Origin of the sequence: Mesorhizobium sp. M2E.F.Ca.ET.219.01.1.1 (assembly GCF_004016445.2) — a bacterium.
Taxonomy (GTDB): Bacteria; Pseudomonadota; Alphaproteobacteria; order Rhizobiales; family Rhizobiaceae; genus Mesorhizobium.
Genome location: NZ_SADT02000007.1, coordinates 262,725 through 287,100, shown reverse-complemented (window position 1 = coordinate 287,100; position 24,376 = coordinate 262,725). Strand labels below are relative to the sequence as shown.

Genomic DNA, 24,376 nt, shown 5'->3' with positions numbered 1-24,376 from the left:
CGCCGATGGATCTTCGCACCTTGCGTTCTTTGCACCAGCCCCCGCCACGCAAGCTGCGTAGCCGGCTCCGATTGCTGTTTCCGGATCGTATGACGCTAGCCGCACTGCTCGGCGCGGCGCTGTTCTCGATGCTTTCGCCCGGCAAGGCGCATGCCGAATTCACCGTCTGCAACCAGACGCTCGACGTCGTCAATCTCGCCGTCGGACAGAAGGTCGACAATGCCGACCAGACGGACGGCTGGTGGACGATCGGCGCCAACCAGTGCGTCAACGTCATCCGCGAGGAGCTGACCAACCGCTACATCTATCTCTACGCGACGGACGTCTTCGGCCACGCGATCCTCAACGGGTCGACCGAGATGTGCATCGATCGGCGGCGCTTCTCGATCCGCGGCATCGAGGAGTGCTGGCAGCGCGGCCATATCGCGGCGCGCTTCGTCGAGGTCGATACGCTCGAGCAGGTGCGCTGGACCTATTTCCTGACCGGAAACAGCCCGTGACGCACGCGATCGACACGAGCTTCAAACAGAAGAAGCTGGCGCGGCTGGCCGAGCGGCGGCGCAAGCTCTGGCGCCGGGCTCTTGCCGGCCTTGCCACGCTCGCCGTCGTTGCCGTCGCCACCGGCTTCTATCTGACCAGGGACTATTGGTCGTTCGGCGACGAGGACGAGGAGCTGCATCCGGTCGAGGGCATGGAAGACGTGCCGCCCGACGCGTCGGTCTATGTGCCGGCGATCATCGACCTTGCCGGCGATCCGATGTGGATCACGCTTGCGCCCGACGCCGACACCGCAACGAAGGGCAAGACCGTCGCGCGTCCGGCCGAGCTCGACAGTTCCGGGGCATCGCCGCAGATCGAGATCCTCTCCGACGTGATGCTGAGCGCCAGCGAGAAGTTCATGACGACGATCCCGTCGACGCAGGAGGATTTCGCCTTCTTCCAGGCGCAGCGGCAGGCCGCGCCCAAGCCTTCGGCGACGGCGCCCGACGACCAGCAACCGGCCCCGCCGGCTCCGGCCGCGGCGCCGGACGATCAACAGGGCGATCCGCAAGGCGACCTGCAGAACGATCTCCAGGCGGCGCCGGACGAGAGCGACGCCGGCTCGGCGCCCAAGGCCGACGCCGACGACCCCGAGGCCGGCTGGGGCGAGACCATTGACCAGGGGGAAGCGGCGCTTCCCGCGTTCAAGAAAACCGCGATCGAGAACAACACGACCGTCGCGACAGTCACCAGCGAATATCAGCGCTTCGAGGCGACCGAGGACACGTTCGTGAAGATCCTCAACGACCGCAGCCTGGACTCGGTGGCGCTCGACGCGCATTTCTCTCCCGACGACGCGAAGCTTGCCGGCGAGGCGCTGAAGGCGCTGTTCAACCGCGACGGGCTGGAAGCTGGCTTTGTCGTCGCCATGCGTGGCTTCCGGCTGAACCGCGAGACGACGACCATGTCGCTGATGCAGGTCTCCATCTACGCCAAGAACGTCTATGTCGGCACGCTGACGCGCAATGCGGCCGGCGCCTTCGTGTCGGGCGTCGACCCATGGGTCCGCGAGGACCTGTTCAACTATTCCGGCACCTCCGATCAGGGCGGGCCGAAGCGGCAGTACCGCCTGCTCGACGCGATCTATTCGACCGCGGCGCGCAACAAGGTGCCGACCAGCGTCATCGGCGAGGCGATCATGTATCTGTCGCGGGGGCAAGACCTCGACGCCTTCGCCAGCGAGGACCAGCGCCTGGTGCTGATCTACTCGCAGACGCCGCGCGGCCAAGGCGAGATCTCCGGACGGGTGCTCTATGTCGGCGTCCAGGGCGCGGACAAAAGCCTTGACTGCTTCGTCTTCCAGCAGAGCGACGGCCAATATGCCTGCGTGACCGGCGACGACCAGGTGCGTTCGCTGACGGTCACCAACGGCATGGTTACGCCGGTCGCCGGGGTGATGACCTCGACCTTCGGCCCGCGCAAGCATCCGATCCTGGGCACGGTCCGCATCCACAAGGGGGTCGACTGGGCGGCTCCGGTCGGCACGCCGGTGATGGCCGCCTTCGACGGCGAGATCTCTTTCCAGGGCGATGGCGGCAGCTACGGCAATCTGGTGAAGATCACGCATGCCAATGGCCGCGAGACGCGTTACGCGCATATGCAGAAATTCGCCATCGCGAGCGGCGTCGGCACCAAGGTGAAGGCCGGCGACGTCATCGGCTATATCGGCACAACGGGGCTTTCGACCGGCCCGCATCTGCATTTCGAGCTCTACCTGAACGGCGAGGCGATCGATCCGCTGGGGACGGTCACCACAGTCGCAACTGCCGTTGCCGTCAGCTCCGGCGGTTCCGGCGATACTGCCGTCGAGACGCTCACCGACCGGATCGTGCATGTCGAAAGCGGCGGCAGCGCCCGCGCCAAGAACCCGCTTTCCTCGGCGACCGGCGCCGGCCAGTTCATCTCCAAGACCTGGATCCGGATGATGAACACCTATCGGCCCGACCTTGCCCGCTCGCTGTCGACCGCCGACCTGCTCGCGCTTCGCTACGACGCGACGCTATCGCGCGAAATGGTGCGCAACCTGGCGCGCGAGGGCGAGGCCTATCTGCGCGCGCGCGGCCACCAGATCACCGCCGGCCGCCTCTATCTCTGCCATTTCCTCGGCATGGAAGGCGCGGCCCAGATTCTGGCGGCGCCGGGCTCGACGCAACTGAGCGCCGTGCTCGGATCGGCGGTCATCCAGGCCAACCCATTCCTCACCGGCAAGACCGCGAGCTACGTCGTCGACTGGGCCGAGCGGAAGATGGGGCAGAAGGTACCGCGCGCGGCGACCGACCAGGGCCTGCCGACGACGACCACGACCGAAGTGCGGCAGGCGTCGCCGGAATTCGAGAAATACAAGCAGGCGATCACCGCGCTGATAGGCTCCATCCAGGATACGCTGGAGCCCGGCTAGCCGGTTCACCAAACCTCGCATGGCTGGATGGGCCGATTGGTTTTCAGGCCTGCCAGTGGTACATTAGCGGCTACTCACGGAGGAAATTTCGGGCTCCCGTGAACCAAATCTGTGGTCGAGATCACAGACGCTCAAGAGACGATTTTGGCAGAAGCGACGTCGTCGCTTACGACATTCAGCATGCGCAGACATCGATAACGCGCCCCACGGGGCGGAGGGCTGATCCCATGAAAGCGTTCGCCATTCTTTTGGGCGGGTTGATCCTGCTTTTCCACGCCGCGTTCGGCGCCCAGGCCGCCAAGCTCGACAGCAAGCGTGTCGCGCTGGTCATCGGCAACAGCAAATATGTCAACGCGGTCGCTCTCCCCAACCCGGCGAACGACGCCCGCCTCATCGCGTCCACGCTGCGCAACGCCGGCTTCGAGGTGATCGAAGGCGTCGACCAGGACAATGCCGGCATGCACAGCCTGATCAGCAAGTTCACCGAAGAGTCCTACAATGCCGACCTTGCCGTCATCTACTATGCCGGGCACGGCATGCAGGTCGACGGCAAGAACTACCTCATTCCGGTCGATGCCGAGCTGACGGCGCCGGCCTATCTCAAGACCCGCACCGTGCAGATCGACGAGTTCATGGCGGCGCTGCCGGCCGACCCCGCCGTCGGCATCATCATCCTCGATGCCTGCCGCGACAATCCGCTCGCGCGCACGCTGGCCGCGGCACTGCCGAAGAGCCGCTCGCTCGGCGCCGGGCTGGCGCCGGTCGACGCGAAGGCCGACGGCATGGGCACGGGCGGCGTGTTGATCGCCTATGCGACCGACCCCGGCGCTATCGCCTTCGACGGCAACGGCGTCGACAGCCCCTATTCGCTGGCCCTGGCCAAGCACCTGACCGAGCCGGGCGTCGAGATCCAGAGCGCCTTGACCCGGGTGCGCGGCGAGGTGACGGAAGCCACGCAAGGGAGGCAGCGGCCATGGCACAATGCCTCGCTGGGACGCGAGGTGTTCCTCGGCAAGCCCGCGGCAGAAACACCCCCGCCCGCCGCGACGCCGGTGGCAGACGCGACCAAGGCGTCCGCAGCCCCTGCCCCCGTGGCGAGCGAGCCGCCGTCCTGGGAGGTCGAGCAGCGGCTTTGGGACGAGGCTTCGAAGAAGAACGCCATTCCCTATTACGAGGCCTATCTCGACCAGTTCCCGAACGGCCGTTTCGCAACTGTCGCGAAGCTCAACATCGATCAGTTGAAAGACCCGGCGGCCAGCAAGCAGGTCGCGGCGCTCGGGGCGGACGATGCCAGTGCGAATCCAGGCTCGGCCGTTCGCACCTCGGTCGGCATCACCGACGAGATGAAAAAGACGCAAGGCAGCGAGCTGACGGAAAGCGCCATCGGGCTCGACCGCAGCGGCCGGATCGACCTGCAATTGCGCATCGAAGCGCTGGGCAACGAGCTCGGCCAGGTCGACGGCAATATCGGTCCGAGGACGCGCCAGGCGATCGGCGTCTGGCAAGGCAAGAACGGGCTGCCCTCAACCACCTATCTGACGCGCGAGCAGCTTGCGTTGCTGGTGATCCAGACCGACGCGATGATGGATGCCGTGCGCGCCAGGCATGCCGCCGACCAGGCCCGCGCTGCGCCGACGAAGAAACAGGTCGCGCAGAAGACCCGCACGCTGAATCCGGCGGCACAGCAAAAGCCGCGCCGGCAACAGACGCAGGTCGTGCAGCGCCGCCGCAACAACGACACCGTGGTTCGTGAGGACGCGCCGCCGCCGAGAGAAAACAATGACTTCCTGACCAAGGCATTGATCTTCGGCAGCGGCGTTGTGATCGGCAACGCGATCAAGAATTGATCGTTGAGCAATTCCAGGAAAAGTGTGAAGCGGTTTTCCGCTTGGAATTGCGTCGAAACAAACAGAAACAAAAGGGGAGCCGGCGTTTTGACCGAGCTCCCCTTGACCTGTTTCGCTGTTGACGGGTCGGCTTGCTCGCCACCCGCCTATTCCGTCCTGATGCGCATTTCCACGCGGCGGTTGACCGGATCGTATGGATTGGCGACGCGCGGATGCGACTTGCCGAGGCCGATCGCTTCGAGCCGCGCCGACTGAACGCCGTTGGCTTCGAGGAAAGCGGCCACCGATTGCGCTCTTCGCTGCGACAGGCCCTGATTGTAGCTGTCCGTGCCGGTCGCGTCGGTGTGGCCTTCGACGACGAAGCTGAACGTGCTCAGCCGGTTGTCCTTAAGCGCCTTGGCGAACTCGTCCAGCTCGGCGCGGGCGGTCTGGTCGAGCTGGGCCGAATCCAGGGCGAAGTTGATCATCATGTCTAGGCCGGCCTTCTGGGGCGGCGCCTCGTTCTTCTCGGCCTTGCTCTTGCACTCTTCCTCGGTGCCGACACAGATGCCGCGTGACGCGCCAAGATTACCCTGGCCGGCGAAGAATTTTACGATGTCTTCCGATTTCTGAAGCGGATCGGCGTAAACGTGCGTTGAAAAAAGCACGGCCGCCAATGCCAAGGCTGAGCTGCCCCACCGCATGACCGTCACTCCTGTTTTGACCTGTTTCGAGCGGATTTTCGCTGGCGCGGACTATATCAAATCCTGAAACGATTGTCTGTGAACAAGCGCACGTTGCCGACGGCCGGCGCCTGATAAGGTTGAGGCTTGACCGGCGCTTGGCCGGGGGTTTCAGTGCTGTTTGTGCCGATGCTCGGGGTGTGGCAGCCATGGCCAATGAACTCGGATACAGAACGGCAAGGGATCTGTTTCTTGCCTGCCCCGCGATCGCCCGGGACATGAAGTCGCCGGCCGCCGCCCAACCCCCGCTGGAATTCTGCCGCGCGCTGCTTGCCGGGCGCGTGCCCGAGGAAGCTGTCACCTTCTGCGCATACCTGCTGCCCGAGCGCGCAGCGGTCTGGTGGGGGCATGAATGCCTGAGCCATCTCGCCGAGCTCCTTGTCGAACGGGATCTCGAGCTGCTGGCTCTTGTCAGCGACTGGGTGGGCGAGCCCGGCAATCCTCGCCATCGAGCGGCGCTGGGCAGCGCTGCCGATCCGTCGCCGGCAACGCCGGCTGCCTGGATCGCCTTGTCGGCGGCGTGGCGTGACCCGGCCTTCGATATGCTGTCGACCGGATTTCCCGCCGCCCACGCCGTCAACGCCGGGATCCTGGCGGGGCTGGCGCGCGTCTCAACCGCCGACCGCTTCGCCGTGCTTTCCGCCTTCGTCGAAATGGGCATCCAGATTGTGGAGATGGAGGCGCAGCGACAATCGGTCGACGCGTATTAGAGGCGCATGATATTTTCCGAAAGCCGGTTCCCGCTTTTCCGGATCAGCTTAGGTGGGCACTGAGTTGGATGCGTGCTGAAGAGTGAGGTCTTATCCCCAGCCACCGCCACCGCCACCGCCGCCGCCACCGCCCAAAGGAGCAACGACCGGTGGGGTTTCGTTGACTGGTTTGATCAGTTTCTTTGCAGTGACCTTCTGTTGCTTGACAACTTTTGGCGTCGTGGTGCGGACGACCTTCGCCTGAGGTCTCGCCGCCACCGGCGTCGGCTCTGGTCCGGGCGGCAACATGGACGTACAGCCCATGAGCGCCGCCAAAACCGTAGACAAAGTTGTCCCAACGATCACCTGTTTCGATGCCCAGCCCACCACTTTTGCCTCCTGTTGATCAGAACAAGTCCCGGCGCGGATTGGCTTGTTCCCAGACCGCCCTGGCCGTCTTGACCAGTTGATCGTCCAACGAGCCGGCTGCCGAAATCTTCGATTTGAGTTCCCCACGCATCTGTTTCAGAGCCGCTGTCTTCGCCTTCGCGCCGAATTTCGCGAGCGTCGCCTTTGCGTCCGGGATTTCGTTGCGAAGATCTAGCGCGGCTGCGAAAGCAAGGTAGCGCGCGGCCACCGCCTGATTGGCCTTGTCGCCCCTTTGCATCTCCAGCGCCGCGCGATCATACGCGGCCGACTGATCGCCACGGTCGGTCGCCAGCTCGAAAAGCCTTTGCGCTTCGGTCAGATCCTGCTGGACGCCGACTCCATCCCTGTACATGCGGGCAAGGCTGCCGGGCGCATAGGGCTGGCCGAGATCCATCGACTTCTGGAACAGCGAGAGGGCGGCCTTAGGGTCCTTCTCGACCCCCGTGCCGGCGAGATAATTGCGGCCGAGCAGGTTCATCGAATACATATCCTGCCGCTCAACGCCAGCTTTGAGGAAGGCCACCGCGCGCGCCGGATCTGCCGGCACGCCGTTGCGGCCCTCGGTGAAGATCGCCGCAAGATCGTTCATCGCGTAGGTATGGCCCATCGCCGCCGCCTTGAGCAGCAGGTCAAGCCCCTTGCCGGTATCGCGGTCTACACCGTAGCCGTTGAACAAAGCACGGCCCCATGAGGTCATGCCATAAGGATCGCCCTTGTCGGACGCCGCCGCATAGAAAGTGTTGGCCTGCTTGCGGTTGGCGGGCATACCCGCCCCGGTTGCGTTGAGGTAGCCAAGCTCGAACACGGCACGGACATGTCCTTTGTCCGCTGCTTGCTGGATGGCCTTCTTCGCCTCATCGACCTTGCCGGCGGCAAGCAGCGCGCGGCCGAGTTCGTAGTGGAAACGCGCGACATCGGGATAGGCCTTCACGGCCGCCCGGCAGGCCTCCACCGCGCCGGCGCCGATCTCGTTCGGCAGCAGGCCGGGGACGACGCCCTGCAGGTCCAAAGGTTCGCCTGCCTGCGTGTCGCAGGGATCGACGCTGGGCGACAGTTTCATGGTCGCCGGCTTCGCTGACGTGTTGGCGGCACTGATCTCGAAGCCGACGATCAATGGTTTGGCAGCACCTATCTGCGGTTCGTAGCGCAGCTGGTCGACTTCATCGGCCATCAGGCTCGATTGAGGCGACAGGGTCCTGTCCGGGAGGGACAGCGTCCCGGTTGCCGGATAGCTCGCGAGCTTCAGGCTGACGCCTGGATCCTTCGCCGGGAAATCCAGCTTCAGCGGCACGGGGCCGACACCGACGGGGATCTTGACGTCGCGGTTCTCGATCGCCTCGGCGGCGCCGGCGATGTGGATGCCGCGCTCCACCACCTGCTGCTTCTGCTCGGACTCCAGCGAGGCCACGAGCTGCTTGCCCGCGGCAGCGTCGCCGTTCTTGACCCGGAACACCAATATGCCCTGCGATCCGCCGCCCCATTCGTCATGCGTGGCATAGGCCAGCATGTCGACCTGATCCTCGGCGTCGGCGCCCTTCGGCACGTCCATCTGGAGCCGCGGCAGGTCCTTGCCCTCTATCGGCTCGCCCGTCGCGACCGGCTTGCCGTCCAGGATCAGGCGCCCCATCGCCGGCGGCCTTTCGATGCTGATGGTGACGGCGCCGCCGTCGACATCGACCGGCACCGGCAGGTCGAGCGCGACCGGTCCGACGCCCGACGGCACGGTTTTTTCCAGCACCGGCGGCAAAGCCGGCCGGCTGGCGCGGCGCATCAGCACCACCTCGTCGATCAGCGAGGAGTTTTCCCACGGAACCTGCGCCCCCTTGGTGGCCGCGACCACATCGCGGCGCACGGCCGCCATCACCGAGCGTATCTCCTGGTTCGGCGCCAGCGCGCGGCGGGAGAAGGCGGATGAGAAGGGGCTGAGATCGCCGGAGCCGTCATAGGCGACGGCGCCCGGCTCGGTGGCGAAGGCTATCAGCGTGTTCAAGGAGCTTTTCACCTGGGCGAGGCCGGTGCCGCCGGCCGCGATCAACTGGTCGCGCAGCCAATAGTCCTTGCGCGGGAACGGATTGTTGCGGCAGGCGTCGAGGATGATCACCTGGATCTTCGATTTGGCGCGCAATTGCTGCAGGACATCGTCGAGCTTGACCGCCTGGACCTCGATGTCGGCCGCACCTTTGAGCGACGCATCGACCGGGATCAGGAAATTCTCGCCACCGATCTGAAAGCCGTGACCCGAATAATAGACGACCGCCAGATCGGCGCCGTCCGCTGCCGCCAGATAATTGCGGAATTCCTTCTCGAACTGGAGCTTGGTGAGGTCCTTGGCGACGAACACATCGAACCCGGCCACCCGGAACGTGTTCGACACGTCCTCGGCATCCTTGTCGGGATTCTTGAGCGCTGGGATTTCGCGGTATTCGGAATTGCCGATGACAAGCGCAACTCTTCGATCGGCCTGCGCCTGCACCGTCGTGAGGCCCACGAGGATCAAGGCTGCAATCAGAGCGCAGCGTCGCAGCATGGCAAAATCCCTAACCGCTATGACCTGTCGGCCACAAGAATTCAGCTTGCGACGCGTAGGTCTGTTAAAGAGTTCACAATCCGATAAGGCCGGATGAAACCCTTGCACTAACGACAGGATGCATGCGTATCGTCCAATCCGCCTAAGATTACCGCAGTGGCTTCGGCACCGCAACGACGGAACGGATTCGATCGCGATGATCGTCATCGGCGGGCTCAGCTCGATATGGGGGCCGCTGCTGGGCGCCGCCGTGCTGATGCTGGCCGACGAAGGCATGCGAGAATTGTCCGATTACCGCAATATCGGCCTTGGGCGGCTGCTGGCGATCTTCGTCATTGCGTGGCCGAACGGGCTGAACGGCTGGCTGCAGAGGAGCCGAACCAACCGCGGTTGAGCAGCCGTTTCAACCCGCGCTGCTTTCTGGTTAAATACGCTCATACCATCCTGGAGAGCGCGCCAATCGCAAACGATCCCTTCGCCCCGTTGCGGCAACGCTTCCTCATCCGGTGTGGCGGTCAGTTGGAAGAGTTGAAGGCCATCGCTCGTCAAAGCAACCCCCAGCACGGCAGTGATCCCCTGATCAAGATCGCGCATTCGCTGGCGGGAGCGGCGGGAACGTTCGGATTTGCGGAGATCAGCGCGCGGGCGTCGGCGCTGGAGACGCTGCTGATCGAGCAGGCGGATGGCGCGACTGTCCGCGCGGGGCTCGATGCCTTGATGGGGGAGATCGAACGGACGCTGGCGTGACATGGACTGGCCTGACGCCAGCGGTCGGGCTCACTTCTTCCCAGCGCCGCCAAGTCCGGTCCGGGTCATTTCGCCCCAACCCTGGTTGCCGCGCAAGAATTGCCACCAGCCTTTCACCCGCCAGAAATTGTTCAGCTGGCGGTAGCCGAAATTCTCGATCACGGCGGCCACCGTCAGCACGGCGAGGTCCCTGGCGCGCGGAAAGCGCTGCAGCTCGGCTTCCTCGAGGATCAGCGAGCAGACGCTGACACAGACGCCATAGGTGAAGATGAGCGCGGTGAAGGCGAGCAGGTATTCGGCCGACAGGATACCGAGCAGCCAGAAGGCCGGGATCAGGATATAGCCCAGCACCTCCGCCACCGGTCCCAGCACATCGACGATCAGGATGTGGCCGAAGCCCAGGAAGCCGACGCGGCCATAGCGCGGGTTGAAGAGCATCGAGCGGTAGCGGAAGAAGCATTCGAGCGCGCCGCGCTGCCAGCGCGAGCGCTGGCGGGCGAGCACGCTCAACGTTTCCGGCGCCTCGGTCCAGCACACCGGCTCGGGAATGAACTGGATCCGGTATTTGCGCTTTTTGTCACGCATATGGCGGTGCAGCTTGATGACAAGGTCGAGATCCTCGCCCATCGAACCCTTGGTGAAGCCGCCCACCACCACCACTTCGGCGCGGCGGAACATGCCGAAGGCGCCGGACACCAGCATCAGCGTGTTGATGCTGCTCCAGGCCAGTCGCGCCATCAAGAACGCCCTGAGATATTCGACCACCTGGAACAAAGGCAGCAAGCGTCGCGGCAAATGGATCTCGCGCACCCTGCCCGCCTCGATCTTAGAACCGTTGGCGATGCGGATCGTGCCGCCCACGGCGATGGTGCGCTCCGGGTCGTCGATGAAAGGCTGGGCGGCGCGCATCAGGGCATCGGGCTCGAGGATGGAGTCGCCGTCGATGACGCAAAAGAGCGGCGCTCGGCAGACATTGATGCCGGCGTTCTGGGCATCGGCCTTGCCGCCATTTTCCTTATCGACCACGAACAGCCGTTCGGTCATCGGCGAGGAATAGAGACCACGGATTGGCTGGTGCGCGAGCGCCTCCTCGTAAGGCCGCTGGAACTTCACCAGCCTGAAGGCGTCGATCAGGCGCTGCAGCGTGTCGTCCTTCGAGCCGTCGTTGATCACGACCACCTCGAAATTCGGATATTCGAGCGCCAGCATCGAGTGCACGCTCTCGACCACGTTCAACGCCTCGTTATAGGCAGGCACCAGCAGCGCGATCGGCGGCGCGACGTCGCCATAGCGCTGCCACAACAGCGCCGAGCGCGCTACGGGCGGGCGGTTGGACAGCGCGTAGCCGGCGACGACGAGCTGCAGGAGGTAGATCGTCGTCTGCGCCAGCCCTGCCCCGATGATGAACCAGGACAGGATGGTGGCTGCCAAAACAACCTCATGGCTCCAGTCGGCGATCATAGGGCCGGCCCCTCGGCAAGGATGAGCGAGGCGGTGCGCTGGCTGCGCGAGACTTCCGCCGAAGCGATCTCGCGCAACAGCCGCTCTCCCGGCTGGCCGAAGGAGCGCAAGGCGTTGGCGGCGGCGTAGCGCACGGTCCAGAACTCGTCGTCCATCAGCCTGGAAAGCGGCACGGCGAGCTCGGGCAGGCCGAGGCGGCCCGCGGATTCGGCGGCGGCGGCGCGCACGTCCCAGTCGTCATTGGCCATGGCGCGCTTCAGGATCGCCGGCGCCTCGGCGTGGCCCGTCAGGCCCAGCGCCCGCACCGCGGCGGCGACAACCTCGGGCGCGGCATCGCCGGCCAGGCTGGCGAAGAAATCGGCGAAGCCAAAGCCGCCAGCGTGGGCAAGCGCGTCGATCGCGGCCGCCCTGATGAAGGGCGAGGCGTCCACCCGGGATGCGTGGACCGCAAGCTCGTTGAAGCGCGAGCGTGGAAAGCGCCTGAACAGCTCGATCAAGCGCCGCGAGCGCTGCCCCGCCACGCCGATAAAATCCAGCGCGGTGCCGAGCAGGGGCAGGCTGCCCAGATCGCAGAGCGCGATGGCCGCCGCGATCCTCACTTCGCGCGAACGGTCCTGGGTGAGCGCCGTAAGCAGGCTTGCCGACGCGTCCTCCGAACCCAGCGCCGCCAACATCTCCGCCGCGTGGATGCGCTCGGCGACGTTGCCTTTCCGCAGCTGCCTGCCGACGCGATCCGGCAGTCCGCATTCGATGAAGGCGACAAGCACGTCGTCCCTCTCCTCACCGCGCAGCAGCGAAATGAACTCGAAGCCGGCATCGATGACCACGCCGGCCGGCACGCCAAGCACCGTCGCCTTCAACGCCTCGCGATCGCGGTTTTCGGTGAAGGCGATCAACGCGGCCAGCAATTGGCGCCGTTGGTCGGCCGCCACCGTGGCCCGGCGCTCCTGCAGCAGGCGGCGCGCGATCAGGAACAGCATGATCACCAGCGACAGGGCGCTCAGCAGTATCGAGAGGTCCCAGATGTACCACATGGTCAGAACCGCGCCGTCAGGCCGAGGCCGAAAATGTTGCGGTCGAAGGTCGGGCGTTCCTCATGCGCGATGCTGGCGCGCAGCGTCAAAGGATCGCTGACGTCGAAGGAAATGCCGCCGAACACGGTGCGCGTCGGCACCAGCGCGCCGTCGTCGATCTCGGGAGCGTCGGCATAACCGGCGAAAACGTTGAAGCGAGGCGTCACCGTAAGGTCGGCGCGAAGCACATAGCCGTCCGCGCGCGTCCCGATATCGTCCTCGGCATGCACCCAGCGGGCGGAGAGGCCCAGGCGGCCGTCGAAGATATAGGCCTGCACCCAAGGCTGGATGCTGGTCACGCTCGTATCGGCGAAACTGTCGTAGCGGGTGTCGATGTTGAGCGAGAGCGGGCCGAACGCCTTTGCCGGCGTCACCACCTGCCAGGACGCGCCGGCGCCGATCGAATAGCGCGCCAGGAAGTCGGCATCCGGCGTCACTGCCGCGAGCGCATAGGCGGAGAAGGCCGGCGTGAAGGCCTGGTCGATGCGGCCTTCGATCTGGATATCGGTGCGGCCGAAGCGGGTCGCCACGCGGGTGTGGCCGGAAATCGTCGTGCGCGGCGACAGCCGGTAGGCAAGCCCGGCCGAACTGTCGGTCCAGTCGCCCAGCCCATTGGTGAGATCGCTGACCTCGCTGCCGAGATCGAGCCGCCATTTGCGCGGCGGCTGCACGGCCAGCCTCTGCTCGATATCGGCGGAGCCAGGCTCGATGGCGAGCGCGTGGCTATAGGCCTTCCGCGCGGCATCGTCGTCGCCTTCGGCCCGGCGCACATCGCCGATGCCCACCAGTGCCTCGGCATTCTGCGGCTCGAGCGCCAGCGCGCCCTGGAATGACTGCGCGGCCCGCGTGTAGTCGCCCTCCAGCAGGGCGATCCTGCCGTCGAGATCGAGCGCCTCGACATTGTCAGGCGCGGTCGCCAGCACGCCATCGACGCCCGAGCGGGCCCGCGGCGTGTCGCCTTGCCAGATCGCCAGGCGCGCCTTGCCCAGTCGCGCGTCGAGAAGGCCGGGCTTGATGGCCAGCGCCCGGTCGAATAAGTGCCCGGCTTCGTCGAAGCGCTGGCTGGAGCCCACGACAAGGCCAAGCGCGACCAGGATGTCTGTGTTTTTCGGGGCCACCTTGAGGGCACGGCGATAGACCTTCTCCGCCTCGGGCAGCTTGCCTGCTTGGCGGAGCCGCCTGCCCTCCTCCATCAGGCCAGGAAGGGGATCCGGCCGGCGATGCGGTTTCTTCCCCGCCACCAGAGCCGCGGCAGCCGGTTCCGGCTTGCTGGACGTTGCCTGTTCCGCCTTGCGGATGTTCTCGACAAGCGCTGCGGCATCGGCATTACCCGGATCGGCCTTGGCGACGGTTTCGGCCAACGGCAGCGCGGCATCCAAGTTACCGGAGCGATATTCGACCTCGGCCATGCCGAAGGAGGCATCCCGATAGTTCGGAGCAAGGGAAAGCGCCTTGGAAAAAGCGTCGCGCGCCGCCGTCAGATCGTTGCGGCCGAGCTCGGCGAAGCCAAGCTGGACCAGCGCATCGGCATTGTCGGGCTTGAGCGCCAGCGCGCGCTTCAAGAGGTCGGCGGCCTCGTCGAAATGTTGCGCTTGCCTCGCCTTGACGGCCGAGGCGTAAAGCTCGTCGACCGTCTGCGCCAGCGCCCCGCGCGGAACGGCGGCGACAGCCAGGATCAGGCATGCGGCGAAGCTGAGGCGCCGGCCACGCCGCATCAGCGCTTCCCGCCCTTGCGGGCGATCAGCCGCGCGAGCCTGGCCAGCAGTTCCTCGGGAATGAATGGCTTCACCAGATAGTCGTCGGCGCCCTTGTCCAGGGCCGAGACAATGTCCTTTTGGCCCTTGCGGGCCGTCAGCATGACGACCGGCGTGTCGGACAGGGTCGGGTCGCCCTTGATGCGCGCCAGCACTTCAAGGCCGTCGGCCTTCGGCATCATCGCGTCGAGCACAACGACGTCGGGGGCCTCCTGCTGCGCCTTCTCCAGCGCCTCCGCCCCGTCGACTGCCTTGATGACCTCGTATCCCTTCGCCCTCAACCTGAATTCCATCAGCTCGAGCAACAACGGGTCATCATCGCAGATCAGAACTCTTGCCTTCGCTCCATCCACCAGTTCTGCTCCGGTTCCGTCGCCCCCCGGAGTGATCACCCATGGACCCGCATCCGCCAAATGCGTTCCATGCGTACGAGACCGCGCAACTCACAGATTAAGCCGATTCGCGCCAGTCGCATTTCGATGCAATCAGTAGATGAATATCGGCGCATGGTATAGGAGGCGTAAACACCAGGCAGGGGCTTGCCGACAGGCTTTTTGCCGCTGGCGGCGCTCTCCCCGCTAGGCCACCGGACCGCCGGCGTGCGTGGCAAGCAGCTTCTTCACGTCAACGGCAAGCGCCATTGGGTCGAAGGGCTTGGCGATGACGCCTACCGCGCCCATGGCTAGATAGCGTTCGACCTCATGCGTCTGGGTACGCGCGGTGATGAACACCACGGGTATCGACGCCGTCGGCGGCGATGCGGCCAGGCGCTTAAGCGTCTCCGGCCCGTCCATGTCCGGCATCATCACGTCGAGCAGAATGAGGTCGGGTCGCCATGCTGCCGCATCGACCAGCGCCGCGGCGCCCGAAGCGCAGGACCGCACCTCGAACTCCGGCTCAAGCTCCAGCGACATCTGAGCGATTTCGCGGATGTCGTCCTCATCGTCCACATAAAGGATTCTTGCCGGCATAGTCACTCCTTGGCTTGCGCGCTGGCTCCCGCGCCGTCGCGGGCCGAAGCCAACATGTTCCTGACCAGCTTCGCGACGTCGATCTCCGACGCTTTGGTCTTGGTCATGATGGCCTGGACCCGATCGCCCAGCTTGTCGTCCAGCTCCGCCGCCGAGAACACGATGACCCCTGTTTCAAGCGGCAGATTGGCAAGCAGGTCCAGCCCCGATCCGTCTGGCAGCGCGATGTCGAGGATGACCAGATCGAAGCGATGGTTCGCGATCGCCTGCTGCGCGTCCTTCAGCGTTTTCGCCGAGGTGATCGAGACGCCGGAACCCAGCCCTTCCGACATCACCGCAAGCACACCCTCATCATCCTCGACATGCAGAATCCGCGGCTTCGGCTCGACCCGGCGGCCGGCGATCTTGGCGAGAGCGGCGTGAAGCCGTTTCGGATCCACCGGCTTCTCCAGCCAGTCGACGATGCCGATGGCGCTGCCGTTCAGCGAACGCCTGGCCTCGTCCGCGACGGCCGAGATGACGATGACCGAAATGTCGGAATTCACCGGCGACGCCCTTATGTCGTGGAAGAGCTTGATGCCGGACTCCCCCGCCAGCTTGATGTCGAGCGTCAGTGCCACGTAATCGCGGGAGGCAAGGAGCGCCTTTGCGGTGTTGATGTCGGGGGCGACGTCGCTGGAAAAGCCTTCCGCATCGAGAAGCGTCGCGATCACCGCGGCGATGTCGGCCTCGTCCTCGCAAATCAAGACACGCAGACGGCCATCGCGCCTGCGCGCCCGCCGCTCGACCAAAACCGGCTTCTCGGCCGGCCTGCGCGCTTCGGCAAGGTCGACATGAAACGAAGTTCCCTTGCCTTCCTCTGTCTCGAAGGAAACGGCGCCACCCAGCTTCTCGACGATGGCCTTGACGATGCTCAGGCCCAGGCCGGTGCCTCCCTTCTTGCGGGTGCTGGAGGCGTCGGCCTGTTCGAACTTGCCGAATATGCGGCCGCGGAACGCTTCGGGAATGCCCGCCCCCTGATCGATCACGGAGATGCGCAGCATGTCGCCGTCGCGGCGCAGAAGCTTCACCATAACGGTGCCGCCGGGCTCGGAGAACTTGATTGCGTTCGACAGAAGATTCGCCATCACCTGGTGCAGGCGGTCTGGGTCGATATTGGCTTCGGCGCGCGGCGCATCGTCGACCAGGACGATGCGGATCCTGTTCTCGGCCATGTAGTTGGAGCTGGCGGCGATCGCCTGCTCCAGCACCGGACGCACGAGCATCTGCTTGATCTTGAAGGCGATCACGCCCGATTCGATCTTCTCGATGTCGAGGATATCGTTGATGAGAAGGACAAGCCTTTCGCTGTTGTTGTGGGCGATGTTGACGAGGTTGGCGGCCTTGGGCGGCAATTCGCCGGCGACGCCCGCCGCAATTAGGCCCAGCGAGCCGCGGATGGAGGTCAAAGGCGTGCGCAATTCGTGGCTGACCGTGGAGATGAAATCGTTCTTGAGCTGGGCGTTCCGCTTCTGCTCGGTGATGTCGCGATTGTAGGTTATGACGCCGGTAATCTTGCCGGTCTCGTCGCGGAAAGGCGCCTTCAGCGTATAGAGCCAGCCCTGCCTGCTGTCCGGGAAAAGCGCGGGCTGGTCGATGCGCAATGTCTGCCCGGCCTCCAGCGCGCCCAATTCATCCTGCCGGAAGCGCTCGGCCACCTCCTTGGGATAGAAATCGAAATCCGTCTTGCCGATCAGATCCTCGACCGATGCGGCGCCCACCATTTCGGCGGTGGCGGGATTGGCGGCGATGAAGCGCCCCTCGCCATCCTTTATGTTAAGGCAATCCGGCAGCTCGCGGACCATGGCGCGGTAGATCATGTTGGACATGGCGAGATCGCGCCGCCGCTGCTGGCGGTCGAGCAGCACGGCGATGATGAAGGTGCCGACGAAGCGGAACACGAGGGACGGGAGCGTGCTCTGCTGCGCGAGCCCGGCGAATTGCGCGGGAATGATCGGGAGCACGATCAGCCCGGCGAGCGACACCGACACGCCGAGGCCGAGTATGTCGAACATGGTGCGCGAGCGGACCGCGACGATGTGGTGCCAGGCCAGGCCGACGACAGCGGTGATCAGAATGCCCATGACGCCGGCGGCTGCACCTTGCCCGCCGAGATAGAGCCGATAGGCGATGGAGCCGGCGGTGGCGATGACCATTGCCGGCCACCCGCCGAAGAACGCGGCCGCGCCAATAAAGGCGGCGCGCAGATCAATGACGAAGCCGGAGATCGACAGGGCGGTCGCCATGGAAATGATGGAGCCCATGCACATGACCAGGCCGAGAAGCAGCGACTGTATCCGCCGCGGCAGACGCCCGGTGAAATCCACCACAAGGTCCCAGGCGACGACCAGGATGGAGACAAGGGCAAGGTTGGCTAGGAGTGAGTGCCAGATTTCGGTCATGACTTTCCGGCTCCTTTTCCAGACCAATACCGGCAAAACCTATCCGAGGTCTAAACGCCGCGCGCCTGCCTATGCATGTCGCCCAAAAGTGTGCTGCGGTTCTGGGACAACGACATGCATCAAAACAAAGACTTAAAGCGCGTCGCCTGAATCCGGTTCAGCGCGACGCGCTCTCCATGGGAGGGCCTCGGCGCTACCAAGATGGTTGATCACCGTCCTTCTCTTCAGGCGCAGGTCCGGCGCCTCGTATCGCAGGACGGTGCGCATGTCGGGATCGACGCGCAGGCGCCGCTTGAGCGGCGGCACGGCGCGCTGCAGGAGATGCCGATCGGCTGGAAGGCGACCCGACCAGGTTCGAGGGCGGCGCGATCGACCGCGCCGGGCGCTCTTTCCCGGGTCAGGCGCCGCTCCACATCGCATCCGGCACCACCACCAGCTTGCCGACGAAGTCCTTGCCCATGAAGTCGGTCTGGGCGCGGCGGAAGTCCGACAGCTTGTAGACGCCGCCGACCAGCGGCTTGATCTTCTTTTCCTCGATGTAGCGCACGATGCGGCGGAAGTCCGCGCGTGTGCCTTGGCTCGAGCCATGCAGCTGGAGCTGCTTCAGATACATGGTGCGCAAATCGAGCTGAACGACCGGACCGGCAATGGCGCCGGCCGTGGTGTAGCGGCCCTCGGGTCGCAGGATGCGCAACAGGTCGTTGAAGATGGCGCCGCCGACCAGATCGGCAACCACGTCGATGGGCTCGCCGCCGGTCGCTTCGTTGACGGCGGCGAGCAGGTCGGCCACGCCGCGCGTGATCACCTTCTCGGCGCCGATGTCGAGCACGGCCTGCTCCTTGCCCTTGCCGACGACGGCATAGGGGATGGCGCCGCGCGCCCGCGCCAGTTGCACGATGCCCGAGCCGACGCCGCCGGAGGCGCCGGTGACCAGGACGCGCTCGCCGGCTTTCAGGGCAGCACGCTCCAGCATCTGTTCGCCGGTCAGATAGGCGCAGCAGAAGGTGGCGAGCTCGACATCGCTCAACTCGGTGTCGACGACATGCGCGTTCTCGGCCGGCAGCGCCTGGTATTCGGCATAACCGCCGTCGCGGCCGTGCCCCATATAGTCGATGTCGGCCAGCGAATCGTCGTCGCGGTTGTAGATCGAGAAGTCGACCATCACGCGCTCGCCGATGCGGCTGGCAGGCACGCCGTCGCCGATGGCGACGATCGTGCCCACCGTGTCGGTGCCCTGGATGCGCGGGAAGGTCAGCGTGTTGCCTTGCCGGCGCCAGGTCGACACGGCGGCCGCGTCTTCCTCCGTGCCATAGGCGCCCTGGCGCACCCAGACATCGGTGTTGTTCATGCCGCAGGCGCTGACCTTGACCAGCACCTCGCCGGCGGCAGGTGCGGGCACTTTCACATCGGTGCGGTAGACGAGCTTCTCCAGGCCGCCATGGCCGGTAAGCTGCACGGCGGCCATGGTGGCGGGGACGGTTCTGGTCGTGGCATTCATGTCGCTTCTCGGATGTCGCTTCTTCAGATGCTGGCAAAAACGCCGTTCACCGCGTCGGCGGTCTTGGCGACGATGGTGTCGGCCTCCTCGCGCGTCAGGCAGAGCGGCGGCGCGAAGCCGAGGATGTCGCCCTGCGGCATGGCGCGGCCGATGACGCCGCTGGCGGCGAGCGCCGTGGCGATCTGCGGCCCGACCTTCAATGCCGGATCGAAGAAGACGCGATCATCGCGATCCTTGACGAACTCGACCGCGGCCAGCATGCCGTCGCCGCGCACCTCCCCGACATGCTTGTGACCGCCGACGGCCCTGGCAAGCTCGGCGCGGAAATAGGCGCCTGTTTCGCCTGCGTTCCGCACCAGGTCCATCTCGTCGATCAGCTCGAGATTGGCAACGCCTGCGGCAACGCAGATCGGGTGCGCCGAGTAGGTCCAGCCATGGCCAAGCGAGCCCAGCTTGTCGGAGCCCTTGACCAGCACCTGCCAGACCTTGTCGGAGACGATGACGCCGGAAAGCGGCGCATAGGCCGAGGTCAGGCCCTTGGCGATGGTGATCAGATCCGGCTTGATACCGTAATGGTCGGAACCAAACATGGTGCCGAGACGGCCGAAACCGGTCACCACCTCGTCGGCGACGAGCAGAACGTCGTATTTGTTCAGCACGGCCTGGATCTTCTGCCAGTAGCCGGCCGGCGGCGGTACGATGCCACCGGTGCCGAGGATCGGCTCGCCGATAAAGGCCGCGACCGTGTCCGGGCCTTCGGCGAGGATCATCTCTTCCAGCTTGTCGGCGCAATGCTGCGAGAACTGCTCCTCATTCATCGAGCGGTCGGCGCGGCGGAAATAGTACGGCGCCTCGGTGTGCAGGATCGGCGCGCGCGGCAGGTCGAAGGCGTTGTGGAACAGCTCGAGCCCGGTCAGCGACCCGGTCATCACGCCTGAGCCGTGATAGCCGCGCCAGCGCGAGATGATCTTCTTCTTTTCCGGCCGTCCGAGAACGTTGTTGTAATACCAGATCAGCTTGATGTTGGTCTCGTTGGCGTCGGAGCCCGAGAGACCGAAATAGACTCGGCTCATGCCCGTCGGCGCGCGGTCGATGATCATCTTGGCGAGCGTGATCGAGGCTTCAGTACCGTGGCCGACATAGGCGTGATAATAGGCGAGGTTCTTCGCTTGGCTTGCGATAGCGTCGGCGATCTTCTGGCGGCCATAGCCGACATTGACGCAATAGAGGCCGGCGAAGGCATCGATGCTCTTCCTGCCGGTGTTGTCCCACACGGTGACGCCCTCGCCGCCGGCCATGATGCGGGCCGGCGATTCACCGCGCGCGTGCGTGCCCATATGCGTCGAGGGATGGAAGAAGTGGTCGCGGTCCCAGGCCGACAGTTCGTTGGATTGTTCGAGCATCTTTTTTCTCCTGATTGGGATCCAGCCGGCGCGCTCAGGCGACGTCCAGGCAAAGGTATTTTAGATCGGTGAAGGCTTCGAGGCCGTGGCGCGAGCCCTCGCGGCCGATACCGGATTGCTTGATGCCGCCGAAGGGGATCGGCGCGCCGGTGATCTTGACCCGGTTGATCGCGACCATGCCGTATTCAAGGGCGCGGCCCATGCGCGCCTGCCGCGCGCCGTTCTCGGTGACGACATAGGCGACCAGGCCGTACTCGGTGGCGTTGGCGCGGGCGATAACTTCCGCCTCATCGTCGAACGACGTCACCGCGGCGACCGGGCCAAAGGTTTCCTCGTGCATGATCAGCGCTTCGTCCGGGACATCGACGACCAGCGTCGGCTGGTAGAACAGCGGTCCGGCAGCATGGCGCTTGCCGCCGGTCAGGCAGCGCGCGCCGTGGGCGAGCGCATCGGCCACCTGTTCCTCCACCTTCTTGACCGCGCGCTCATGCATCAGCGGCCCGATCACGGCATCGTCTGAAAGTCCGTTGCCGACACGGAGCTGCTCGATGCGGCGCGCGAAGGCAGCGCAGAAGCGGTCGTAGATCGGCCGCTGCACATAGATGCGATTAGCGGCGAGGCAATCTTGGCCGGAGGTTGCAAACTTTGCATCGAGCGCGATCGTGACGGCCTTGTCGATGTCGGCATCGTCGAACACGATCAGCGGCGCATGGCCGCCGAGCTCCATCACCAGCCGCTTCATGGTCGCAGCACTTTGCGCGGCGATCAGCCGGCCGACTTCGGTCGAGCCCGTGAAGCTCATGGCGCGGACCCTGGCGTCGGCGCACATCGCGCCGACAATGGTTCGCGCATCGCCGGTGACGACGTTGAAGACGCCGGCCGGCAGTCCGGCGCGCTCGCCAAGCTCGGCCAGCGCCAGCGCCGACAGCGGCGTCTCGGAAGACGGATGCGCCACCACCGTGCAGCCGGCGGCAAGAGCCGCGGCCGCCTTGCGGGTGAGCATGGCCGACGGAAAATTCCAGGGGGTCACGACGCCGACGACGCCGAGCGGCTCGCGGCGCACCGACATCTGAGCATTCGGCAGATGGCTGGTGACGCTCTCGGCGTTGAGGCGCTTCGCTTCCTCGGCATACCACTCGACGAAGGAGGCGGCATAGTCGATCTCGCCCAGCGATTCCTTCAGCGGCTTGCCTTGTTCCAGCGTCATCAGCAGCGCCAGATCGTCCTTCGCGGCGATGATCAGATCGAACCATTTCCGCAGGATCTTCGAGCGCTCTTGCGGCAACATCGTCCGCCACGCAGGAAACGCGCGGGACGCTGCGCTGATCGCCTTCGTCGCCTGGGTGGCATCGAGTGCCGCCACGAACGCGACGGTGGCTCCGGTCGCCGGATCGGTGACCTCGAAACTTGCCGCCGCTTCGCTCGCCGTCCAGTGGCCGTCGACATAGGCGAGCGCGCGCAACAGCCGGCGATCGGCAAGGCGGTCGAGCGCTTCATGGTGGTTGGTGCGGGCAAAATGCGCGGACATCGATCAGGTCTCCCGGTGCCGAGGCGATGCGGAGAGAGTAGTCTCGCGGTCGAGACAAAGAGGCTGTTTCGGCAAGCTGATAGAGAGAGATTGTCTCTATTGGCCGGCGAACGTAGACGATCTGTCTAGATGCGGCTGAGGCGGGGTTCGCCCTCACCCGGATTGCCAACCGAATTGCGAAGGGCAATTCGGGGCAATCCGACCTCTCCCCAAGGGGAGAGGAGTTGGTCAACGCCGGCGCCCAATCTCTTCTCCCCTCGGGGAGAAGGTGGCCTCGAAGCGGCCGGATGAGGGGGCCTCGCTGGGCCCTCACCCTTGCTCCGGCAGCAGGTCGGCCACCGGCAGCACGGTCTCGTCCTTGACCGTCTTGGTGACGATGTAGGTGAAGTAGCGGTCGATGCCGATCTCGCGTTCAAGCAGGCTGTCGACCAGCCGCTGATAGGCATCGATGTCGCGCGCCATCACCTTCAGCACATAGTCGACGCCGCCGCCCACGGACCAGCAGGCGACGATCTCCGGGACGTCGCGCACCACCCGCTCGAAACGGTCGAAGTCAGCCTGGCGGTGGTTGGCCAGGGTCACCTCCATCAGCACCGTCGCCACCGGCGCGATGACGCGCATGGCGATCGCGGCGTGATAGCCGGACACGATGCCGGCCTTCTCCAGCTTGCGCAGCCGCATCCAGCACGGCGTCGGCGACAGCCCGACCTTTTCGGCCAGCGCCAGCTTGGTGATGCGCCCGTCGCGCTGGATGGCGTCGAGAATCCTGAGGTCGATCGGGTCGAGCTTCGCTGCCGCCATGCGGTATCCGCCTTTCGTTCAGGACACCATGACGATGCATTATTTCGATTGTCAATTGCACTGATTTCGATCTTTAATAAGTCATGACATTATGGCAGCCAGATCCTGCTCTCATCCGCCGCCCGGCCTATCTCTCGCTGGCCGACCAGTTCGCCCGCGCCATCCATGACGGGCGGCTGGCCAATGGCACGCGGCTGCCGACGCACCGCCGGCTGGCGGACGACCTGAAGCTTTCGGTACAGACCGTCAGCCGCGCCTATGAGGAACTGATCCGCCGCGGCCTGATTTCCGGCGAGGTCGGCCGCGGCAGCTTCGTGCAGACGCAGCGCCGCGAGCCGGAGCCGCCCTACATCCCGGAGCGGCTGGGCGAGGTCATCGACCTTTCGATCCTGAAGCCGGTCTGCGAGCCTATGCATCTGGAGAAATTGAAGCAGGCGCTGGGCTGGCTGGCGGAAAACCTGCCGTCAAGCTCGGCGCTGTCGTTCCGGCCGAACATGGTTTTCCCTCGTCACCGCGCGGTCGCGGTCGAGTGGCTGAAGCTTTGCGGGCTCGAAGCATCGCCGCAGAACATCAACCTCACCAACGGCGCCACCGCCGGCATGACGGTGGCGCTGATGAGCGTCGCGCCGCCCGGCTCGACGGTCGCCACCGAGGCGATCGGCCACCACACGCTGGTGCCGTTGGCCCGCTATCTCGGCTTCAACCTCGAAGGCCTGCCGATCGACGGCAACGGGCTGATCCCCGAAGCGCTCGACGAGGCCTGCCGTCACTCGGACATCCGTGCCGTCTTCGTCCAGCCATCGGTGATCAACCCGACGGCGACGTTGATGGATGCCGTACGCCGCGAGCAGATCGCGGCGGTCGCCCGCAAGCACGACATCGCCATCATCGAGAACGACGTGCTCGGGCCGCTGGTCGAAGGCCGGCCGGCTGCCGTTGCCGCTTTCGCGCCCGAGCGCACGCTCTACGTCACCTCCTTCACCAAGATCACCGTGCCCGGCCTGCGCATCGGTTATCTGGCGGTCCCGGACCGCTACGTGGCCGCCGTCGCCAACCGCCACCTCGTCTCGAACTGGATGGCGACGCCGATGGTGGCGGAGATCGCCACGCGCTGGGTGAATGACGGCACGGCGATGGAGCTGGTCAACTGGCAGCGCGCGGCGCTGAGGCGACGCCAGGAGATTGCCGCCGAAATGCTGGCGGGCGTCGATTACCGCGTCCACCGCGACGGGCTGCATCTGTGGCTCGAACTGCCGGGCGACCGCGCCGAGGGGAGCTTTGTTTCGCAGGCGCGCCTGCGCGGCGTGGCGATCGCGCCGGGCACCTCGTTCCGCATCGCCGACACGCCCTGGCGTCCGGCCGTGCGCATCTCGCTCGGATCGACCACCGAGGGGGAACTGCGCGCGGGCTTGAGCGTTGTCGCCAAGCTGTTGCTCGGCGATCCGGAGCATCTCCTGCTCGCGATCTGATGCACAAGCCGAGCGCAGATTGCCCTGAAATTGTGCCGCGTCGGAAATATTGTCATGATATTATTTTCCTAATTGACA

Annotated in this window: 20 protein-coding genes; 7 read left to right on the top strand and 13 right to left on the bottom strand. The window is 65.2% G+C overall.

Going from position 1 to position 24,376, the window contains the following annotated elements:
- Positions 1-5: 5 nt before the first annotated feature.
- The 3 genes from EN862_RS29870 to EN862_RS29860 all read left to right on the top strand — a co-directional run bounded on the left by EN862_RS29870 (position 6) and on the right by EN862_RS29860 (position 4,785).
- Positions 6-500 (top strand): DUF1036 domain-containing protein, encoded by a 495-nt coding sequence (locus EN862_RS29870; protein WP_193771610.1) that lies wholly within the window; start codon positions 6-8, stop codon positions 498-500.
- Positions 497-2,938 carry a M23 family metallopeptidase gene (locus EN862_RS29865; RefSeq protein ID WP_127868537.1) on the top strand — a complete coding sequence of 814 codons (2,442 nt, stop codon included), beginning with the start codon at positions 497-499 and terminating at the stop codon, positions 2,936-2,938. Before EN862_RS29870 ends, EN862_RS29865 begins: the two co-directional genes overlap by 4 nt.
- Before the next feature lie 227 nt (positions 2,939-3,165).
- Entirely contained in the window at positions 3,166-4,785 is a 1,620-nt protein-coding gene (locus EN862_RS29860) for a caspase family protein (protein ID WP_127868538.1), read from the top strand.
- A 146-nt stretch (positions 4,786-4,931) separates the two neighbouring features.
- On the opposite strand, the gene EN862_RS29855 is transcribed toward EN862_RS29860, so the two are convergent.
- Positions 4,932-5,468, bottom strand: a complete 537-nt coding sequence (locus EN862_RS29855) for an OmpA family protein (RefSeq protein ID WP_193771609.1) — start codon at positions 5,466-5,468, stop codon at positions 4,932-4,934.
- A gap of 188 nt (positions 5,469-5,656) precedes the next feature.
- Here EN862_RS29855 and EN862_RS29850 point away from each other — a divergent pair, with 188 nt between their 5' ends.
- Positions 5,657-6,217: a hypothetical protein gene (locus EN862_RS29850; RefSeq protein WP_245519734.1), complete on the top strand. Its 561-nt coding sequence runs from the start codon at positions 5,657-5,659 to the stop codon at positions 6,215-6,217.
- 90 nt (positions 6,218-6,307) lie between these two features.
- Here the strand turns inward: EN862_RS29850 and EN862_RS29845 are convergent, their stop codons facing one another.
- Positions 6,308-6,586, bottom strand: a complete 279-nt coding sequence (locus tag EN862_RS29845; protein ID WP_127868540.1) for a hypothetical protein — start codon at positions 6,584-6,586, stop codon at positions 6,308-6,310.
- Between the two features lie 16 nt (positions 6,587-6,602).
- Positions 6,603-9,152, bottom strand: coding sequence for a caspase family protein (locus tag EN862_RS29840; RefSeq protein WP_127868541.1), 2,550 nt, complete (start codon positions 9,150-9,152; stop codon positions 6,603-6,605).
- 196 nt (positions 9,153-9,348) lie between these two features.
- Between EN862_RS29840 and EN862_RS29835 the strand changes: the two genes are divergently transcribed.
- Both EN862_RS29835 and EN862_RS29830 read left to right on the top strand, forming a co-directional pair.
- On the top strand, positions 9,349-9,546 hold the full coding sequence (locus tag EN862_RS29835; RefSeq protein WP_127868542.1) for a hypothetical protein: 198 nt from the start codon (positions 9,349-9,351) through the stop codon (positions 9,544-9,546).
- Positions 9,543-9,899: an Hpt domain-containing protein gene (locus tag EN862_RS29830; RefSeq protein WP_193771608.1), complete on the top strand. Its 357-nt coding sequence runs from the start codon at positions 9,543-9,545 to the stop codon at positions 9,897-9,899. Before EN862_RS29835 ends, EN862_RS29830 begins: the two co-directional genes overlap by 4 nt.
- Positions 9,900-9,929: 30 nt before the next feature.
- Here the strand turns inward: EN862_RS29830 and EN862_RS29825 are convergent, their stop codons facing one another.
- The 10 genes from EN862_RS29825 to EN862_RS29780 form a co-directional block, all read right to left on the bottom strand.
- The gene (locus tag EN862_RS29825) at positions 9,930-11,360 is read right to left on the bottom strand and encodes a glycosyltransferase (RefSeq protein WP_193771607.1); all 1,431 of its coding nucleotides are present in this window, start codon (positions 11,358-11,360) and stop codon (positions 9,930-9,932) included.
- Positions 11,357-12,394, bottom strand: coding sequence for a HEAT repeat domain-containing protein (locus EN862_RS29820; protein ID WP_127868543.1), 1,038 nt, complete (start codon positions 12,392-12,394; stop codon positions 11,357-11,359). Before EN862_RS29820 ends, EN862_RS29825 begins: the two co-directional genes overlap by 4 nt.
- A gap of 2 nt (positions 12,395-12,396) precedes the next feature.
- The gene (locus EN862_RS29815) at positions 12,397-14,148 is read right to left on the bottom strand and encodes a YaiO family outer membrane beta-barrel protein (RefSeq protein WP_127868544.1); all 1,752 of its coding nucleotides are present in this window, start codon (positions 14,146-14,148) and stop codon (positions 12,397-12,399) included.
- Positions 14,148-14,540 carry a response regulator gene (locus EN862_RS29810; RefSeq protein WP_127868545.1) on the bottom strand — a complete coding sequence of 131 codons (393 nt, stop codon included), beginning with the start codon at positions 14,538-14,540 and terminating at the stop codon, positions 14,148-14,150. Before EN862_RS29810 ends, EN862_RS29815 begins: the two co-directional genes overlap by 1 nt.
- Positions 14,541-14,765: 225 nt before the next feature.
- The gene (locus EN862_RS29805) at positions 14,766-15,158 is read right to left on the bottom strand and encodes a response regulator (RefSeq protein ID WP_127868546.1); all 393 of its coding nucleotides are present in this window, start codon (positions 15,156-15,158) and stop codon (positions 14,766-14,768) included.
- A 2-nt stretch (positions 15,159-15,160) separates the two neighbouring features.
- Positions 15,161-17,599 carry an ATP-binding protein gene (locus EN862_RS29800; RefSeq protein ID WP_127868547.1) on the bottom strand — a complete coding sequence of 813 codons (2,439 nt, stop codon included), beginning with the start codon at positions 17,597-17,599 and terminating at the stop codon, positions 15,161-15,163.
- A gap of 397 nt (positions 17,600-17,996) precedes the next feature.
- Positions 17,997-19,097: an alcohol dehydrogenase family protein gene (locus EN862_RS29795; RefSeq protein WP_127868548.1), complete on the bottom strand. Its 1,101-nt coding sequence runs from the start codon at positions 19,095-19,097 to the stop codon at positions 17,997-17,999.
- Positions 19,098-19,120: 23 nt separating this feature from the next.
- Positions 19,121-20,500, bottom strand: coding sequence for an aspartate aminotransferase family protein (locus tag EN862_RS29790; RefSeq protein ID WP_127868549.1), 1,380 nt, complete (start codon positions 20,498-20,500; stop codon positions 19,121-19,123).
- 34 nt (positions 20,501-20,534) lie between these two features.
- Complete coding sequence (locus EN862_RS29785; protein WP_127868550.1) at positions 20,535-22,028, bottom strand: NAD-dependent succinate-semialdehyde dehydrogenase; 1,494 nt, start codon at positions 22,026-22,028, stop codon at positions 20,535-20,537.
- Positions 22,029-22,337: 309 nt separating this feature from the next.
- The gene (locus EN862_RS29780; protein ID WP_127868551.1) at positions 22,338-22,829 is read right to left on the bottom strand and encodes an Lrp/AsnC family transcriptional regulator; all 492 of its coding nucleotides are present in this window, start codon (positions 22,827-22,829) and stop codon (positions 22,338-22,340) included.
- Positions 22,830-22,912: 83 nt separating this feature from the next.
- Between EN862_RS29780 and EN862_RS29775 the strand changes: the two genes are divergently transcribed.
- The gene (locus EN862_RS29775; protein WP_127868552.1) at positions 22,913-24,298 is read left to right on the top strand and encodes a PLP-dependent aminotransferase family protein; all 1,386 of its coding nucleotides are present in this window, start codon (positions 22,913-22,915) and stop codon (positions 24,296-24,298) included.
- Positions 24,299-24,376 lie beyond the last annotated feature (78 nt).

Coding starts and splice junctions, on each gene's coding strand:
- EN862_RS29870 (WP_193771610.1), top strand. CDS start 6: ATGGATCTTCGCACCTTGCGTTCTTTGCACCAGCCCCCGCCACGCAAG.
- EN862_RS29860 (WP_127868538.1), top strand. CDS start 3,166: ATGAAAGCGTTCGCCATTCTTTTGGGCGGGTTGATCCTGCTTTTCCAC.
- EN862_RS29855 (WP_193771609.1), bottom strand. CDS start 5,468: ATGCGGTGGGGCAGCTCAGCCTTGGCATTGGCGGCCGTGCTTTTTTCA.
- EN862_RS29850 (WP_245519734.1), top strand. CDS start 5,657: ATGGCCAATGAACTCGGATACAGAACGGCAAGGGATCTGTTTCTTGCC.
- EN862_RS29840 (WP_127868541.1), bottom strand. CDS start 9,152: ATGCTGCGACGCTGCGCTCTGATTGCAGCCTTGATCCTCGTGGGCCTC.
- EN862_RS29835 (WP_127868542.1), top strand. CDS start 9,349: ATGATCGTCATCGGCGGGCTCAGCTCGATATGGGGGCCGCTGCTGGGC.
- EN862_RS29825 (WP_193771607.1), bottom strand. CDS start 11,360: ATGATCGCCGACTGGAGCCATGAGGTTGTTTTGGCAGCCACCATCCTG.
- EN862_RS29820 (WP_127868543.1), bottom strand. CDS start 12,394: ATGTGGTACATCTGGGACCTCTCGATACTGCTGAGCGCCCTGTCGCTG.
- EN862_RS29815 (WP_127868544.1), bottom strand. CDS start 14,148: ATGCGGCGTGGCCGGCGCCTCAGCTTCGCCGCATGCCTGATCCTGGCT.
- EN862_RS29805 (WP_127868546.1), bottom strand. CDS start 15,158: ATGCCGGCAAGAATCCTTTATGTGGACGATGAGGACGACATCCGCGAA.
- EN862_RS29800 (WP_127868547.1), bottom strand. CDS start 17,599: ATGACCGAAATCTGGCACTCACTCCTAGCCAACCTTGCCCTTGTCTCC.
- EN862_RS29795 (WP_127868548.1), bottom strand. CDS start 19,097: ATGAATGCCACGACCAGAACCGTCCCCGCCACCATGGCCGCCGTGCAG.
- EN862_RS29790 (WP_127868549.1), bottom strand. CDS start 20,500: ATGCTCGAACAATCCAACGAACTGTCGGCCTGGGACCGCGACCACTTC.
- EN862_RS29785 (WP_127868550.1), bottom strand. CDS start 22,028: ATGTCCGCGCATTTTGCCCGCACCAACCACCATGAAGCGCTCGACCGC.
- EN862_RS29780 (WP_127868551.1), bottom strand. CDS start 22,829: ATGGCGGCAGCGAAGCTCGACCCGATCGACCTCAGGATTCTCGACGCC.
- EN862_RS29775 (WP_127868552.1), top strand. CDS start 22,913: ATGACATTATGGCAGCCAGATCCTGCTCTCATCCGCCGCCCGGCCTAT.